The 17,110-nt window shown below is 34.4% G+C and carries 18 protein-coding genes; 13 read left to right on the plus strand and 5 right to left on the minus strand.

The genetic code is table 11. The features are described 5' to 3' along the window. Positions 1 to 14 precede the first annotated feature (14 nt). Positions 15 to 1,082 (minus strand): branched-chain amino acid aminotransferase, encoded by a 1,068-nt coding sequence (locus tag A6I66_RS04305; RefSeq protein ID WP_067145977.1) that lies wholly within the window; start codon positions 1,080 to 1,082, stop codon positions 15 to 17. Between the two features lie 135 nt (positions 1,083 to 1,217). Here A6I66_RS04305 and mnmD point away from each other — a divergent pair, with 135 nt between their 5' ends. Both mnmD and A6I66_RS04315 read left to right on the plus strand, forming a co-directional pair. Continuing rightward, positions 1,218 to 1,916, plus strand: coding sequence for a tRNA (5-methylaminomethyl-2-thiouridine)(34)-methyltransferase MnmD (mnmD, locus tag A6I66_RS04310; protein ID WP_067145979.1), 699 nt, complete (start codon positions 1,218 to 1,220; stop codon positions 1,914 to 1,916). 164 nt (positions 1,917 to 2,080) lie between these two features. Next, on the plus strand, positions 2,081 to 2,983 hold the full coding sequence (locus A6I66_RS04315; RefSeq protein WP_067145981.1) for a TIGR01777 family oxidoreductase: 903 nt from the start codon (positions 2,081 to 2,083) through the stop codon (positions 2,981 to 2,983). Between the two features lie 57 nt (positions 2,984 to 3,040). Here A6I66_RS04315 and A6I66_RS04320 read toward each other — a convergent pair whose 3' ends face one another. Continuing rightward, entirely contained in the window at positions 3,041 to 3,703 is a 663-nt protein-coding gene (locus A6I66_RS04320; protein WP_067145983.1) for a YceI family protein, read from the minus strand. A gap of 150 nt (positions 3,704 to 3,853) precedes the next feature. On the opposite strand from A6I66_RS04320, the gene A6I66_RS04325 reads away from it, so the two are divergent. The 6 genes from A6I66_RS04325 to A6I66_RS04350 all read left to right on the plus strand — a co-directional run bounded on the left by A6I66_RS04325 (position 3,854) and on the right by A6I66_RS04350 (position 10,319). Continuing rightward, positions 3,854 to 4,417 (plus strand): nucleotide exchange factor GrpE, encoded by a 564-nt coding sequence (locus tag A6I66_RS04325; protein ID WP_067145985.1) that lies wholly within the window; start codon positions 3,854 to 3,856, stop codon positions 4,415 to 4,417. 8 nt (positions 4,418 to 4,425) lie between these two features. After that, on the plus strand, positions 4,426 to 5,544 hold the full coding sequence (gene dnaJ / locus A6I66_RS04330; protein WP_067145988.1) for a molecular chaperone DnaJ: 1,119 nt from the start codon (positions 4,426 to 4,428) through the stop codon (positions 5,542 to 5,544). A gap of 393 nt (positions 5,545 to 5,937) precedes the next feature. After that, the gene (locus tag A6I66_RS04335; RefSeq protein ID WP_067145990.1) at positions 5,938 to 6,864 is read left to right on the plus strand and encodes an ABC transporter ATP-binding protein; all 927 of its coding nucleotides are present in this window, start codon (positions 5,938 to 5,940) and stop codon (positions 6,862 to 6,864) included. A gap of 6 nt (positions 6,865 to 6,870) precedes the next feature. Then, on the plus strand, positions 6,871 to 8,184 hold the full coding sequence (locus A6I66_RS04340; RefSeq protein WP_067145992.1) for an ABC transporter permease: 1,314 nt from the start codon (positions 6,871 to 6,873) through the stop codon (positions 8,182 to 8,184). A gap of 6 nt (positions 8,185 to 8,190) precedes the next feature. Then, entirely contained in the window at positions 8,191 to 9,120 is a 930-nt protein-coding gene (locus tag A6I66_RS04345; RefSeq protein ID WP_084399454.1) for a mechanosensitive ion channel family protein, read from the plus strand. 35 nt (positions 9,121 to 9,155) lie between these two features. Then, on the plus strand, positions 9,156 to 10,319 hold the full coding sequence (locus A6I66_RS04350; RefSeq protein WP_067145994.1) for a sigma-54-dependent transcriptional regulator: 1,164 nt from the start codon (positions 9,156 to 9,158) through the stop codon (positions 10,317 to 10,319). Positions 10,320 to 10,403: 84 nt separating this feature from the next. On the opposite strand, the gene A6I66_RS04355 is transcribed toward A6I66_RS04350, so the two are convergent. Beyond that, the gene (locus A6I66_RS04355) at positions 10,404 to 11,177 is read right to left on the minus strand and encodes a hypothetical protein (RefSeq protein WP_067145997.1); all 774 of its coding nucleotides are present in this window, start codon (positions 11,175 to 11,177) and stop codon (positions 10,404 to 10,406) included. A gap of 136 nt (positions 11,178 to 11,313) precedes the next feature. Between A6I66_RS04355 and A6I66_RS04360 the strand changes: the two genes are divergently transcribed. The 4 genes from A6I66_RS04360 (at position 11,314) to A6I66_RS04375 (ending at position 13,456) form a co-directional block, all read left to right on the plus strand. Beyond that, positions 11,314 to 12,171: a PPK2 family polyphosphate kinase gene (locus A6I66_RS04360; protein ID WP_067145999.1), complete on the plus strand. Its 858-nt coding sequence runs from the start codon at positions 11,314 to 11,316 to the stop codon at positions 12,169 to 12,171. 112 nt (positions 12,172 to 12,283) lie between these two features. Beyond that, the gene (locus A6I66_RS04365) at positions 12,284 to 12,859 is read left to right on the plus strand and encodes a hypothetical protein (protein ID WP_245683421.1); all 576 of its coding nucleotides are present in this window, start codon (positions 12,284 to 12,286) and stop codon (positions 12,857 to 12,859) included. Positions 12,860 to 12,942: 83 nt separating this feature from the next. Further along, positions 12,943 to 13,197, plus strand: a complete 255-nt coding sequence (locus tag A6I66_RS04370) for a type II toxin-antitoxin system Phd/YefM family antitoxin (RefSeq protein WP_067146003.1) — start codon at positions 12,943 to 12,945, stop codon at positions 13,195 to 13,197. 1 nt (position 13,198) lies between these two features. Beyond that, positions 13,199 to 13,456: a Txe/YoeB family addiction module toxin gene (locus A6I66_RS04375; RefSeq protein ID WP_067146006.1), complete on the plus strand. Its 258-nt coding sequence runs from the start codon at positions 13,199 to 13,201 to the stop codon at positions 13,454 to 13,456. A 213-nt stretch (positions 13,457 to 13,669) separates the two neighbouring features. Here A6I66_RS04375 and lysA read toward each other — a convergent pair whose 3' ends face one another. Beyond that, a complete protein-coding gene (gene lysA / locus A6I66_RS04380) occupies positions 13,670 to 14,905 on the minus strand; it encodes a diaminopimelate decarboxylase (protein ID WP_067146008.1) in 1,236 nt (411 codons plus the stop codon). Between the two features lie 193 nt (positions 14,906 to 15,098). Here lysA and sucC point away from each other — a divergent pair, with 193 nt between their 5' ends. Continuing rightward, positions 15,099 to 16,292, plus strand: coding sequence for an ADP-forming succinate--CoA ligase subunit beta (gene sucC, locus A6I66_RS04385; protein ID WP_067146010.1), 1,194 nt, complete (start codon positions 15,099 to 15,101; stop codon positions 16,290 to 16,292). Positions 16,293 to 16,661: 369 nt separating this feature from the next. Here sucC and A6I66_RS04390 read toward each other — a convergent pair whose 3' ends face one another. Beyond that, positions 16,662 to 17,099 carry a hypothetical protein gene (locus A6I66_RS04390; RefSeq protein ID WP_157614079.1) on the minus strand — a complete coding sequence of 146 codons (438 nt, stop codon included), beginning with the start codon at positions 17,097 to 17,099 and terminating at the stop codon, positions 16,662 to 16,664. Between the last annotated feature and the right edge of the window lie 11 nt (positions 17,100 to 17,110).

Below are 17,110 nucleotides of genomic sequence, written 5' to 3' on the forward strand. Positions count from 1 at the left end.
CCATTTTTTTGTTATTACTTAACCTCATAACGCCATCCAAAAGGATCTTCAGCTTTATTGGTTTGTATGTCTGTGATACGCTTTTTCAAAAAGCTAGCGTAGGTGTCGTCGATTTTTGCTATTTCATAATCGTCACCTTTATAGCCAAATCCAGAAATAGGTGAAATTACTGCAGCGGTTCCTGCTCCAAACATTTCCTTAAGCGAACCATTTTTAGCAGCCTCAACCACTTCAGCAACGGTAAGTTTTCTAACTTCAACAGGAATGTTTTCAGATTCCGCTAACTCAATAATACTTTTACGTGTAATACCGTCTAGAATTCTATCGCTAGTAGGACCTGTAATTAAAGTATCATTAATACGAACAAAAATGTTCATCGCTCCAGCTTCTTCAATATACTCGTGTGTATTATCGTCTGTCCAAATAACTTGCTGATAGCCTTTTTCTATAGCCAATTGGGTAGGATAAAACTGTCCGGCATAATTACCACCAGCTTTAGCAAAACCAACACCACCATTAGCAGAACGCGAATATTTTTCTTCAATTAAAACCTTAACATCACCAGAAAAATAAGATCCTGAAGGCGCTGTACAAATAATAAATTTATACTCATCGGCAGGAGACGCGTGGAAGCCATTACCTGAAGCGAAAACAAAAGGTCTAATATATAAGGAACTTCCTTCGTTGGAAGGAATCCAATCTTTATCAACTTCCAATAAAGCTTTTAAACCATTCATAAAATAGTTTTCAGGAAGCTCAGGAATCGCCAAACGTTTTGAAGAGATATTGATACGCTTAAAGTTATCTAGTGGTCTAAATAACCAGACTTTTTTATCGGCGTCTTTGTAGGCTTTCATACCTTCAAAAACGGATTGTCCGTAATGGAAAATTTTAGCAGAAGGATCTAAAGTAATACCTTGATAAGGAACTACTTTAGGTGCTTGCCATTTTCCATCTTTATAGTCACATTCAAGCATGTGATCAGAAAAAACATGTCCGAATTTTAAATTGTTAAAATCTACATCATTTATTTTTGTAGTTTCGGATTTTATAATCTCAATATCGTTGATTATAGCACTCATAGTCTCGTATTTTTATGACACAAATTTAAACAAATTCGTTCTTAAAAAATGCTATATTTACAACAAATCATGGTTTCAATTAATTTTTTTGAGGCCAAATGACTAAAAACCGACTTTTTACTAGAAAATCTTAATTTGAAACGAGAAATTATTATTACTTCCGATGGCTCCTCAACCATTCATATTCCAGAATGGAACGAGCAGTATCATTCAAAACATGGTGCTATTCAGGAGGCTTATCATGTATTTATAAAACATGGTCTTGAGTATGTTTTAGACAAATCGTTAACTTCTATAAAAGGTAAAAGTATTTCCATTTTAGAGATTGGTTTCGGTACGGGTTTGAATACGCTAATCACTTTAATTGAAGCTAAAAAAAAACAAGTTCAAATTGAATATTGTGGTGTAGAGGCTTATCCTATTTCAGATGAAGAAGTTAATCATCTCAATTACGTTTCTGAATTAGATATTGAAGAGAAATCAGGAGTTTTTGAAGCCATTCATAATTCAAGTTGGGAAGAAAAACATGAGATTGTCGAAGGTTTTTCATTAACGAAACAAAAAAAGTTCTTTAAAAATATTACAGATTCCAATTTATATGACCTCATATATTTTGATGCCTTCGGAGCTCGTGTTCAACCAGAGCTATGGACGGAGGCCATATTCTCAATCATGTTTAATGCTTTAAAAGAGGGCGGTGTTTTAGTAACCTATGCTGCCAAAGGTAGTGTGCGTCGCGCTATGCAAGCCGTTGGTTTTACAGTGACAAAATTGCCTGGCCCTCCTGGAAAACGAGAAATGCTTCGCGGGGAGAAATTGAAAGTTAGAAGTTAGAAGTTAAAAGTTAGAAGTGAAAAGTGAAAAGAAGCTCCTTATAACACCGAAAACGTAAAATGGAATTTTTAAATTAACTATTAACTATTAACCAATATTGTTAAACCTAATATAAATACAGTCCATTAGGTATCGCCATTTTGTAGTTTTGTAAAAAAAAGAAGATGCGCGTCTTAATTACAGGAGCTACAGGTTTAATCGGTCAGGAGATAGTCAAGCTTTGTCACCAGCAGGATATCAAGGTGAGTTATCTCACGACGCGCAAATCTCAAATTTCTAAGGAAGAAAACTACAAAGGCTTTTATTGGAATCCCAAAACATTGGATATTGACACCAATTGTTTTACCGATGTTGATACAATTATCCACCTAGCGGCAGCTCCCATTTCAAAACGTTGGACTCCTTGTTACAAAAAGGAAATTTTAAAAAGTAGAACCGAAAGCACTAAATTATTAGTGAATAATTTAAAAGGAGAAACTCATCACATTAAACAGGTCATATCTGCAAGTGCGATAGGGGTTTACCCAGATTCGATTACCAACTATTACGATGAAAATTATAAAACCAAAAAAACATCATTTTTAAGTAAAGTCGTTTGTGCTTGGGAGCATGAAGTCGATGCTTTTAAAACTTTAGGTATAACGGTTTCTAAAATAAGAATTGGTTTGGTACTTTCTGATAAAGGTGGTGCTTTACAAGAATTGGTAAAACCAGTAAATTACGGATTAGGAGCAGCTTTTGGTTCGGGGAAACAATGGCAGTCTTGGGTTCACGTTCACGACCTGGCTCAATTGTTTTTATATGTTTTAAAATATAGGTTGGAAGGTGTTTATAATGCTGTTTCACCTAATCCTGTCACAAATAATGAGCTTGTTAAAACCATTGCATCCATTCAGGAAAAACCATTATTTCTTCCTAATATCCCCAAAGCAGTCATGAAACTAGTTTTAGGAAAAATGCACACCATCTTGTATGAGAGTCAGCGTGTAAGTTCCAAAAAGATTGAAGATAAAGGCTTTTACTTTAAGTTTCACCATTTAGAACCCGCCTTATCCGATTTGTTATAAAATAAAAAAGCTACTCTTTTTTCAAGGAGTAGCTTTTTAGGTTTATAAGGTTTTTGTTTAAGCCTTAGTCGCTTTAACTACAATCTTAAATTCCATATCATCACTGATAAATTTATCTCCTAAATCACCGAAAATAGATTTTGAAGCGTATTTAATATCCCACTTCGTTCTATCAATAGTAAAAGTTTCACTAGTTATGGTCAAATCGTTTTCAGTTTGATTTACAGTTACAGGAACAGCAACTTTCTGAGTAATTCCTTTAATGGTTAAGTTACCGATAAGTTCTTTTTTACCTTCAGATTCAACGAAATCAACCGCTTCAAAAGTTGATGTTGGATGATTTTCTACGTCGAAGAAATCGTCGTTTTTTAAGTGGCCTAAAAGTTTCGCATTACCTTCGTCTTCCGCAGGGATATCAACCACAACAATTGAGTTCATGTCGATAACAATGTTACCACCAGAAATTTGACCTTGTTGGCTCACTAAAGTACCTTCAGCAAAAGAAATGGTTCCAAAGTGCTCACCTGTTGGCTTCGTACCTTTCCATTCCATAGTAGAGGCTACGGGATCAACATTAAATGTTACACCTTCGGTTTTGCTATGGGTTTCTTCAATAGCGGCTTCAGGAGTTGTTTCAGCTTCCTTAGCTTTGTCTTTACATGATGTAAATGCCGCCGATAAAGCGATTAATAGAACAAATGCAGATAAATTCTTCTTCATTATATAATGTTTTTTGGGTTTTAAGTCTCAAAAGTAATGAAACCTACCTTCAAAAAAAATTAAAATAATTTAATGACATTATGACATTTTTACAATATTGGCAGTACTTTTGCCAACTTTAAATTTAGTATTTCAAAACGTGAATTTACGATGAGTAAAGAAGATAAAAACAACGATATAGAAAGTGAACAAGTAGACGGTGTACAAAACGAAACCGTTGAAGTAGAAGAGCAAGTTGCTGAAGAGCAAGCGGTAGAAGAAACCGTGGAAGAAAAGCTTGAGGCTGAATTAAAACAAGAGAAGGAAAAGTTTTTGCGTTTATTTGCTGAGTTTGAAAATTATAAACGAAGAACTTCTAAGGAACGCATCGAGTTGTTTTCTACAGCAAGTGAGGGTGTGATGAAAACATTACTACCTGTTTTAGATGATTTTGAGCGTGCTTTAAGTCATATTGAAGACGATAAAGAGGCTGAAGAATTGCGAAAAGGTGTATTGTTAATTTATCAGAAATTAGTGAACACTTTAGGTCAAAAAGGCTTAAAAGTTATGGAAGTTGAAAAAGGCGATGTGTTTAATGCCGATTCACACGAAGCGATTACACAAATACCTGCACCAAACGACGATTTAAAAGGAAAAATTATTGATATAGTTGAAAAAGGATACCTATTAGGTGAGAAAATTATCCGTTTTCCAAAAGTAGTTATTGGGCAATAAAATAAAATATGGCTAAAAGAGATTTTTACGAAATATTAGGAATTAGTAAAGGGGCGTCTGCCGCTGAAATTAAGAAAGCTTATAGAAAAAAAGCGATTGAATTTCACCCAGATAAAAACCCTGATGATAAGGAGGCTGAAGCAAAATTTAAGGAAGCAGCCGAAGCATACGAAATTTTAAGCGACGAAAATAAAAAAGCACGTTACGACCAATACGGTCACCAAGCCTTCGAGAATGGCGGTGGTGGATACGGCGGTGGCGGTATGAATATGGATGACATATTCAGTCAGTTTGGCGATATTTTCGGAGGCGGCGGTTTTGGTGGCGGCTTCGGAGGTGGATTTGGTGGCGGTCAACGTCGTGCCAAAGGAAGCAACCTACGTATTCGTGTGAAGCTAACTTTAGAAGAAGTTGCTAATGGTGTAGAGAAAAAAGTTAAAGTAAAACGTAAAGTTCAAGCACCAGGTACAACCTATAAAACCTGTCCTACTTGTCAAGGTAGCGGACAAGTAACAAGAATTGCAAATACCATTTTAGGTCGTATGCAAACTTCGGCACCATGTAATGATTGTGGTGGCGCAGGACAAACGATCGATAAAAAACCTAGCGATGCCGATGCACAAGGTTTAAAAGTTTCAGAAGAAACTGTTTCTATTAAAATTCCTGCAGGTGTTGTAGATGGCATGCAACTTAAAGTTTCAGGAAAAGGAAATGAAGCACCAGGTAATGGTATTTCAGGCGATTTAATTGTTGTTATTGAAGAAGAACAACATGATCGTTTAAAGCGGGAAGGCGATAATTTACACTACGATTTGTATGTGAGTTTCCCAGATGCTGTGTTAGGTACTTCCAAAGAAATAGATACCGTTACAGGTAAAGTGCGTATTAAAATAGAAGCTGGTACGCAATCTGGAAAGATTTTACGCTTAAGAGGAAAAGGGATTCCAAGTATAAACGGTTACGGTAAAGGCGACTTGTTAGTTCATGTTAATGTATGGACACCGAAAACGTTAAATAAACAGCAAAAAGAATTTTTTGAAGCCATGCAAGATGATGAGCACTTTGACCCTAAACCAGAGAGTTCAGATAAGTCTTTCTTTGAAAAAGTTAAAGATATGTTTTCGTAATAAAACATATAAAATATTGAGAAATCCGCTTAAAAGGCGGATTTTTTTTGTCAATAAAAGTAAGATATCTTATAATTTTGTTAAAAGTTTGGAAAAAAAAACTATATTTGGCAACCACTAAATTTTATTTGGTGGTAATTTTTCTTTTTCATAGCAATTTTTTTCCCATCCTTAATTTTTTTTAAGGGTGGGTTTTGTTTTTAATACCCTTTGAGTTTTCTTAGTGTTTTGGGTATATTTAAGAGTTGTGTGCTAATAACAGAATCAAGGCTAGAGTTGTCAAAGTCTGCATGGAAGCTAATTCTTAGTTTGTCCGATAAATAGCGTATAAATCCTATAAAAGCACGGGGTAACTTTTATACATTTAATATCTTTACCATCAAAAGTATATCTATGAGTAATTTATTAGAGGTTAATAAGGTCTCGAAGCATTTTGGAGACTTTAGAGCCTTAAATGATGTTTCTGTTTCGGTTCCCGAAGGCAGTATTTTTGGTTTATTAGGGCCAAATGGTGCGGGTAAAACCACCTTAATACGTATCGTAAATCAAATAACCATGCCAGATAAAGGAACGGTGCATTTGGGAGGTGAATTACTTAATCAACATCATATTAAAGACATTGGGTATTTGCCAGAAGAGCGTGGTTTATACAAATCGATGAAAGTAGGTGAGCAAGCTTTATACCTAGCACAGCTTAAAGGTTTAAGCAAAGCTGAAGCTAAAAAACGACTGAACTACTGGTTTGAGCGTTTAGAAATTGGAGATTGGTGGAACAAAAAAATCCAAGAACTTTCTAAAGGGATGGCTCAAAAAATTCAATTTGTAGTTACCGTTTTACATCAACCTAAATTATTAATTTTTGATGAACCTTTTTCAGGTTTTGATCCTATAAATGCCAATTTAATTAAGGATGAAATTTTACGCTTGCGCGAAGAAGGTGCAACGGTCATTTTTTCAACCCACCGTATGGAATCTGTGGAAGAGCTTTGCGATGATATCGCCTTAATAAATAAGTCCAATAAAATTCTGGACGGTAAATTAGTAGATATCAAGAGAGCTTATAAAAGCAATACCTTCGAAGTCGGTATACGAGCGGAAGATAAGGAAAAGCTTAGATTGGAATTGAATGATAAATTCAATGTGTCACGAGCTCAATTTAAAACCCTTGATGACGAATTAAAATTGAATATTAAATTAGATAAGGAAGATAAACCAAACGACTTACTTAACTATTTAACTTCAAGAGGGGAAGTTTCTCATTTTGTAGAACTCATTCCTAGTGTTAACGATATTTTTATTCAAACCGTAAAGAATAACTAATTTTTTATGAACCACTTACCGCTAATTTTAAAACGCGAATACTTAACAAAAGTTAGAAATAAATCATTTATTATTATGACTTTTTTGAGTCCGATAATATTTATCGCACTCATTGCCTTTGTGGCTTATCTCACTCAATTGAACAATGATAAGGTTCGTGTCATTTCTGTTTTAGACGAATCAGAAACCGTTCAAAATGTATTTAAAAATACCGAGCATACAACTTATAACATTCTTCAAGGGGTGTCGCTGGAAGATGCAAAAGCTTTGGTTTTAGAAACCGAGGGTACGGGGCTGTTACATATCCATCAGTTAGAAAATAAAACGATAGACTCACAACATATTACGTTTTATTCCGAAGAAGCGCCTTCATTGAGTTTAATTTCAGAAATTGAAAATAAAGTTGAAAAGCGCCTAACGAACATCAAACTTCAGGAAAATGGGGTTGATGTTGAGATGATTAACAATTCAAAAGTAAAAATAACCATCGCTCAAGAAAGTTTTGAAGGTGAAAAAACTTCAAAAGTAGATAGTGTTATCAAACTCATTTTTGGTGGCGCTGCAGGTTACTTGTTGTTCATGTTTATTATTATTTATGGCAATATGATTATGCGTAGTGTCATAGAGGAGAAAACCAGTCGTATTATCGAAGTCATTATATCTTCAGTAAAACCTATGCAGCTTATGCTTGGTAAAATTTTAGGTACGTCCTTAGCAGGAATCACCCAAGTGGTTATCTGGATTATATTTGGAGGTATTTTAACCATGGTTGCCTCATTAGTTTTTGGCGTAGATATGGCTGAAATGCAAAGTCCACAGCAGCAAGCTATGCAACAGGCCATGGAAAACCCGGAAGTAAACTCTCAAGTTCAAAATATAGCCAATGCTTTTTATCACCTACCTTTAACTAATTTAATTATAGCTTTTATTCTGTTTTTTATTGGAGGTTATTTATTTTATAGCTCACTTTATGCTGCCATTGGTGCCGCTGTTGATAACGAAACCGATACCCAACAGTTTATGATGCCTATTATTATGCCTTTAATTTTGGCAGTATATATTGGTTTCTTTACAGTGATAGAGGATCCGCACGGTACGGTTTCCACAGTGTTTTCTTTTATACCGTTAACATCGCCTGTGGTGATGCTCATGCGCATCCCATTTGGTGTGCCTATTTGGCAACAAATTTTGTCATTAGTCATATTAATTGCTACGTTTATAGCAACAGTATGGTTTGCTTCAAAAATTTACCGCGTAGGTATTTTAATGTATGGAAAAAAGCCAACTTACAAAGAGTTAATAAAATGGATTAAGTATTAGTAACCGATGCAACAAGATACAGCCGATAAAATAGAGAAGAGTGTAGATGCCGTGAGCGAAACCATTACCGAAAGTGGTGTTTGGGCTAAAATTGTTCAGTTTCTGGAATTTAAAATCATCGATTTTTCATACGCGAGTGAAGGAGATACTCATGAGATTGTTCTTAAAGTGAAATACGTGTTACTGGTGGCTATCGTTTTATTGGTAACGACCTATGTTTTACGATGGGTTAAAGGTGTTGTTACCAGAAAAATGCCGCCAGACGATAAAGTGAAATTCACCACAGTATTTTCATTTGCGCGATGGCTGATTTATATTATCGTTATTCTTGTTGTTTTCGATTCTATAGGGGTTAATGTAACCGCTATTTTTGCAGCTTCCGCAGCCCTTTTAATTGGTATTGGTTTAGCGCTTCAAACCTTATTTCAAGATATTATTTCTGGAATTTTTATACTTGTGGATCAAACGGTCCATGTGGGTGACATTATTGAAATTGAAGGGAAAATTGGTCGTGTTGAAGAAATTAAATTACGAACCACCCGAGCTGTAACTATTGATAATAAGGTGCTTGTGATCCCAAATCATTTGTATTTAGAAAATATGCTTTATAACTGGACCCAAAACGGAACGTTAACCCGAGAGTCTGTTAATGTTGGTGTGGCCTATGGAAGCGATGTGCAGTTGGTTAAAAAATTACTGCTTCAGGCAGCAAGAACCCATGAATTGGTTTTGAGTGAGCCAGAACCTACGGTTGTTTTTATGGATTTTGGAGCTAGTTCCTTAGACTTTAAACTCGTGTTTACTATAAATAATAGCTTTAGAGCTCAATTTCCTAAAAGTGATATCCGTTTTGAAATTGATAGACTCTTTAGAGAGCACAATGTGAGCATTCCTTTTCCGCAGCGCGATATTCATATCATTCAAAAACCACAATAAATATTGAATTTAATAATTGAACTAAAAATAGCATTATGCCAAGAATATTAGTTATTGAAGATGAAGCAGCCATTAGACGTGTTTTGGTTAAAATTCTTTCTGAAGAAAACGATACCTACCAAGTTGATGAAGCTGTTGATGGCTTAGAAGGCATTGAAAAAATAAAAAATGAAGATTACGACTTGGTTCTTTGTGATATCAAAATGCCTAAAATGGATGGTGTAGAGGTTCTTGAAGCTACAAAAAAAATAAAAGCTGAAGTTCCTGTGGTTATGATTTCTGGTCATGGCGATTTAGATACGGCAGTAAATACCATGCGTTTAGGGGCTTTCGATTATATTTCTAAACCACCAGATTTAAACCGGTTATTGAATACGGTTAGAAATGCTTTAGATAGAAAAGAATTGGTAGTGGCTAACAAAATATTGAAGAAAAAAGTTAGTAAGAAGTATGACATGATTGGGGAAAGCAAAGCAATTTCTCAAATTAAAGACATGATAGATAAAGTAGCTCCAACCGATGCGAGGGTTTTAATTACTGGGCCAAACGGAACAGGGAAGGAGTTGGTAGCGCATTGGCTACATGAAAAAAGCGCCCGTTCTAAAGGCAGTTTGATAGAAGTTAACTGTGCCGCGATTCCATCGGAACTAATTGAAAGTGAGTTGTTTGGTCATGTAAAGGGTGCGTTTACAAGTGCGAATAAAGATCGTGCTGGAAAGTTTGAAGCTGCCAATGGAGGTACCATTTTTTTAGATGAAATTGGCGACATGAGTTTGTCGGCACAGGCTAAAGTATTACGCGCTTTACAAGAAAATAAAATCCAACGTGTTGGAAGCGATAGAGATATTAAAGTTGATGTGCGTGTCATTGCAGCTACCAATAAAAATTTAAAAAAGGAGATTGAAGAAGGGCGTTTCCGTGAAGATTTATATCACCGATTGGCCGTTATTTTAATTGAAGTGCCTTCTTTAAATAATAGGAGAGAAGATATTCCTTTGTTGGTTCGTCATTTTTCTGAAAAAATAGCTTCAGATAATGGATCTTCTCAAAAGGGCTTTTCCGACAAGGCCATTAAACAGCTGCAAGAGTACGATTGGACTGGTAATATTAGAGAACTTCGTAACGTTGTTGAGCGTTTAATTATTTTAGGCGGGCAAGAAGTTAGCGAACAAGATGTTAAGTTATTTGCTTCTAAATAATTTGACACATCAAAATTTTTAGGATATAAAAAAAAGCTGTCAGACGAATCTAACAGCTTTTTTTATGATATAAACAAGTTAGTTTTAACTCGCTTCACATTGGTTTAAAGCTTCCAAATAGTTTTTGGTAATAGCTTTCATTTCATTAATGTAATGACTTTTAATCTCACTAACAGACTTTGTTTCCATATCTATAACAGTTTCTTCGAAATTTATTGGAGTGTTACTGCCATATACCTTTAAAGTTTCATTATAAGATTTTACGTTTTCTAAAATCCTTGCTTTATAAGATTTGATAATTTGCTGCTTTCTAAGTGCTAATTCTTGAGCTTCTTGCTGAGCCAATTGCATTTTGATTTGTTCAGCCTTTAACTTTAAAGCTTCTTGCTGTTGCTTTAATTTTAACTGCTCTTGTTGTAAATCTGATAATTCCGAACTATTAGAAGAATTAGTAACAGCAACACTTGTCGTTGATGGTGCTACTTTTTGATATTGATTATAAGCACATTTGTCAATTTCAATTAAGCTTTCTTTACTTAATTCACGACCACGCTTTACAAAAAATCGTCCGTCTTCGTAGGTTTCTGCCGATTCAACTTTTTCAAGTAATTCAATACTTTTTTCTGCAAGTTCTACAGCTTTATCACAGTTACAAAAACTAAGTGCTTCCTTAGCAAGTTTAAAAGACTCTACCGATCTGTTGGCATAGTGTTTTAAGTGACTAATATTATTGGATTCATAGGAATCTTTAACATGTGAATAGGCATTTCCGAGGTAGGAATTTGCATTGTCACATTTCGTTTGGGCACTAACAACCATAGAGGCCGTTAGAAAAAATAGTAGGTAATAATTTTTCATAAACTTAGGGTTAACATAAATAGGTAGGTCCAAGATATAGAAAATATATGAAACCAAGCAGTGTCTTCTATTTCAAATTTTAGATTTACTATATTTAACCTATTATTAAGCGAATTGTTAACTAAAATGAAATCCAATGGACATCAATCACTATAAAATCACATCAGAAATATCTTTAAAAAACTCCCAAACCAAAGTCGTTTTTGACGATGCCGAAAAGGAACTAAAAAAGGTTAGAAAAAAATTAGGGAAGCTTCAAGATACCTTATATGCACATGGTAAATATGCGGTTTTAATTTGTTTACAAGGTATGGATACAGCGGGGAAAGATAGTTTAATTCGTGAGGTTTTTAAAGATTTTAATGCCCGTGGCGTTGTGGTTCACAGCTTTAAAGTGCCTACAGAATTAGAGTTAAAACATGATTTTATTTGGCGCCACTACATCGCTTTGCCTGCCCGTGGAAAATTTGGTGTTTTTAATAGAACACATTATGAAAATGTTTTGGTAACTCGTGTACACCCTGAATATGTTTTAGGTGAAAATTTACCAAATATCCATAGCGTTGATGATGTCGATGATGCTTTTTGGGATAAACGTTTCGAGCAAATAAATAATTTTGAAAAGCATGTGGCTCAAAACGGAACACTTATTTTTAAGTTCTTTTTAAACCTTTCTAAATCGGAACAGAAACACAGGTTGTTACGTCGTTTGAATAAACAAGAAAAGAATTGGAAATTCTCGCCTGGTGATTTAAAGGAACGTAAACTTTGGGACCTTTATCAAGATTGTTATGAAGATGCTATTAATAGAACTTCTAAACCTCATGCGCCTTGGTATAATATCCCTGCCGACGACAAACCTTCTGCACGTTTATTAGTTGCAAAAATTATATACGAAACCCTAAAACAATTTGATGACATTAAGGAACCAGAATTAGATGATGCCATTAAAGTACATCTTAAGGAGTATAAAAAGCAATTAGAAACCGAATAATCTTTAAGTAATATTCTTGATAAACCAGGACAGTTTGACGTGTTTTGGAAGTTGAATTAGGAGATTACTTAAAGGTTTTTAGAAGTATTATATTTGGCGTTAAAAATAATTTATGATGTTCGTGAACAAATTCAAACTCCTTATAATATTAAGTCTGATAGTATTTACAGGAAATGCACAAGATAATATGACTTCAGAAAAATTGCCATTTTATGAAATTCCCGAGGCACCAGAAACCTATACAGCAGGAACTGTTGCAGCTCGTATGATTGATGGCTTAGGATTTAGATATTTTTGGTCTACAGAAGGCTTAACGGAAAAAGATTTGAATCACAAATGCAGCGAGTCAGGAAGAACAAGTGCGGAAACTATTGAACATATCTACGGCTTGTCTAAATTTATTAGAAACGCGGTGCTTAGCCATGATAAAGATTTAGATATAGAAGTAATAGGTTTTGAAGCGCAGCGAATGCAGACCCTATTAAATTTGAAATTAGTATCTGATTTGTTACGAGACACTGAAAACCCAATTAACTTAGAAGAAACTGAAGTTCCCTTTTGGAATATTATTAATGGTCCAATTGCTGATGCTACTTGGCATTGCGGACAAATAGTAATGTTAAGGCGTGCTTCTGGAAATCCGTTTAATTCTAAGGTGAGTGTTTTTGCAGGAAAGTTGAAGGCATAATACTTTTATAGTTGCCAGCAGTACAAAAAAATTTCATAAACCATATTTTGTACATATATTTGTACTTAATAAAATACAACATTATGCTAATAACAACTGTTTCTGATTTCAGAAAAGATATTAAAAGCTACTTAGACAGAGTTGTGAAGAACTTTGAGACTTTGATAATAAATCGTGGAAAAGATTCTGGGATTGTGGTTATGTCATTGCAAGAATACAATTCTTTAATGGCTACAAATCACGAACTTTCCTCTCGAAAGAATGAGTTAAGGTTAGACTCTGCAATTAACAAGCTAAAAAACGGAACTACTTTTAGCAAAGACCTAATCGAAGGTTAAAATGAAGTATATATTCGTTGACGAGCCTTGGGAAGATTATCTGTATTGGCAAAAAACGGACAAAAAAAAGCTGAAGAAAATAAATGAACTTCTCAAAGACATCGCTAGAAACCCTTTTGACGGAGTTGGAAAACCCGAACCGCTAAAGCATAAATACGCAGGATTTTGGTCACGACGAATTGATAGCGAACATAGACTGATTTATCAATATAGAGAAGGAGAAATATTGATTGCAAAATGCAGATTTCATTACGACTGAAAAAAGTACTGTTGGTAGCAAGGTGTATAATTTATGGCTAGTTCGAGCTTGCTTACGAATATTTCGCAGGAATATTTTATTCGGTTTCTATTTGTTAAATTCGGTGCTAAATCACGTCACTAATCATACACGAGACCGTTAACAGGTATAAAAAATCCTCTTTAAAGCAGATTGTTTAAAGAGGATTTTTTATGTTTATATTGAATGTTCTGTTTATTTAGAAACAGCTACTTTCTTTTTAGGTGAAAAATCTACTTCAACTTGGTTTTTAAGAATATCTTCAAAAGTTTCACGTTTTCTAATAAGCTTCGCTTCATTATTATACCATAAAACTTCAGCTGGTTTAAACCTTGAATTGTAGTTACTAGCCATAGAGAAGCAATAAGCACCTGCATTTCTGAAGCATAAAACATCACCTTCTGTAATCTCGTTAATTCTTCTGTTGTTACCAAAGGTATCTGTTTCACAAATGTATCCCACAACCGTATAGAAACGCTCACGCCCGTTAGGATTTGAAATGTTTACAATATCATGATGAGAACCGTAAAGCATTGGGCGAATTAAGTGATTAAAACCAGAATCAACTTGAGCAAATACCGTTGATGTCGTTTGTTTAACTGCGTTAACATGCGTTAAAAAACTACCAGATTCACTCACTAAAAATTTACCAGGTTCGAAAGCTAAGGTTAAATCTTTTCCATATTCTTTACAGAAATCATTAAATCTAGCCGATAATTTCTCACCCAATTCTTCAATATTGGTTTCAATGTCTCCAGCTTTGTACGGTACTTTAAATCCAGATCCGAAATCAATAAAGTCTAAACCTTTAAATTGTTTCGCTGTTTCAAATAAAATTTCACTAGCGTAAAGAAATACTTCAATATCTAAAATATCACTTCCTGTATGCATGTGAATACCGTTAATGTGCATTTTAGTATTTTCAACAATACGTAAAATGTGCGGTATTTGATGGATTGATATTCCGAATTTAGAATCGATATGTCCTACAGAAATATTAGCATTTCCTCCAGCCATTACATGCGGATTAATACGAATACAAACAGGTACGTTAGGGTGTTTAGTCCCAAACTGCTCTAAAATAGAAAGGTTATCGATGTTAATTTTTACACCTAATTTAGCCGCTTCTTCAATTTCTGATAGCGATACTCCATTAGGCGTGAAAATAATTTGCTCAGGTAAAAAACCAGCCGCCAATCCAAGTTGTACTTCTTGGATAGAAACGGTATCAATTCCTGAACCTAAGGATTTAAAAAGCTTTAAAATAGAGATGTTAGATAGTGCCTTAACCGCATAATTAAGTTTTAATTTCTTAACATTCTTAAAGGCGTTTGTTAATCGGTGATATTGAAATTCAATTTTTTCAGCATCATACACATAAACAGGACTTCCAAAATCTTCTGCAATTTTAAGCAATTGACTATCTAACATAATTTAAAAATTTTTGGCAAAGATATTTCTTTGTTGAATAAAAAAAAGGAATAAATAAAAAATTATACAAAATAAACAAAGTGTTAATTATTTAACTTTTAAGTAAAAACTTATTGTTGTTTTCACTATTAAATATTAGGGTAAGTAAAGCCTATCATATATATTTGCTTTTTTCTTAAACAATTAGCAAATTATGAATTTACACGAATATCAAGGTAAAGAGATATTGAGTAGTTTTGGAGTTCGTATCCAAAGAGGTATTGTTGCACAGAATGCTCAAGAAGCAGTAGCTGCTGCAAAGCAATTAACTAGTGAAACCGGAACGAGCTGGCATGTTATTAAAGCACAGATTCACGCTGGTGGTCGTGGTAAAGGTGGCGGAGTTAAACTTGCAAAGAACCTTCAAGAAGTTGAAGAAATTGCAGGACAAATCATTGGTATGGATTTGATAACGCCTCAAACTTCAGCAGAAGGTAAAAGAGTACACCAAGTTTTAGTTGCTGAAGATGTATACTATCCAGGTGAAAGTGAAACTAGTGAGTTTTATGTTTCTGTTTTATTAAACAGAGCTACAGGTCGTAACATGATTATGTATTCTACAGAAGGTGGAATGGATATCGAAACTGTTGCTGAAGAAACACCTCATTTAATTTTTACTGAAGAAATTGATCCTATCGTAGGATTAGTGCCTTTCCAAGCAAGACGTATAGCGTTTAACCTAGGTTTATCAGGTGTTGCTTTTAAAGAGATGACAAAATTCGTAACTGCTTTATATACTGCTTACGTAAAATCTGATTCTTCTTTATTTGAAATCAACCCGGTGTTAAAAACAAGTGATGATAAAATCATGGCTGTTGATGCTAAAGTAACTATCGATGACAATGCCTTATACAGACATAAAAACTACGTAGATTTACGTGATGTACGTGAAGAAAGTGCTATTGAAGTTGAAGCTGGAGAACTTGGTTTAAACTATGTTGACCTTGACGGAAACGTTGGGTGTATGGTTAACGGTGCTGGTTTAGCTATGGCAACCATGGATTTAATTAAGCAAGCAGGTGGTGAGCCAGCTAACTTCTTAGATGTTGGTGGTACTGCCGATGCAGCTCGTGTAGAAGCAGCTTTCAAAATTATCTTAAAAGATCCTGCTGTAAAAGCAATCTTAATTAATATTTTTGGTGGTATTGTACGTTGTGACCGTGTAGCTCAAGGTGTTATTGATGCTTACAAAAACATGGGTAACATCAATGTGCCAATTATTGTACGTTTACAAGGAACAAATGCTGATATCGCTAAAGAATTAATTGACAATTCTGGTTTAGCTGTATTAAGTGCAACTGAATTCCAAGAAGCTGCAGATAAAGTACAACAAGTACTTGCTGAATAGTTATAAGCGTTTTAAATAAACACTTTACATAAAAAATCTCCGAGAGTTTTAACTTTCGGAGATTTTTGTTTTATAGAATTGAAGTTATAAAGTTATAAGGTTTTAAGGTTACAAAAGTATCTTGACAAGCTCAGTATTACAATTCGTGTCATTATTGGTCATATGAATCACAGAAGATTGCTGAACTGTAAAGTCATAAAGAGGTACCTCGACAATAGAATAGGTGTGACAATTTGGTACAAGGTTTTATTTAAGCCTTAATAATCAATTATCAATAATAAATAATCAATACCTTCAGACGTTATGTCTTGTCCTTATAAAATAATAATGTACTTACCATTGCATAAAACCTATAACTCTCGATAGAGTCTAAAAATTCCCATGGAATCCAAGTCTCAGCTTCTTAATTATGTCCTCCATATAAAGAATAGACCATATTATATTTTCGCTATCGGCATAAGCAACAAAGTCAGCTATTAAGTTGTTACTAGCTTTGATGCGCTCACGTTCATCTTCTTTATACTTGCTTAATAATTTTAAATTTTCAGAATTTTCACGGATTCCAACATCTTGTAATTTCTGATCCGATTTCGTAGTAATGGCCATGAAAGGCATTATTTTAGTTATTTCAGCAAAGCGATCGGCGTATAGACTTACCAAATCTCCTTTTCCCAAACCTTCTAAGTCATCGATGGTATGAAATTTATTTATGCGATCTGATTTGGTAAAAAAGGTATTAACCGATTGCGCGTTTATAATTGAGCTTCCCATTATTAGAATGGAGATACTAAGTAAAATTTTATTCATTTTTGGATGGT

It is taken from the genome of Pseudotamlana agarivorans, from assembly GCF_001642835.1.
In the GTDB taxonomy this organism is placed as follows: Bacteria; Bacteroidota; Bacteroidia; order Flavobacteriales; family Flavobacteriaceae; genus Pseudotamlana; species Pseudotamlana agarivorans.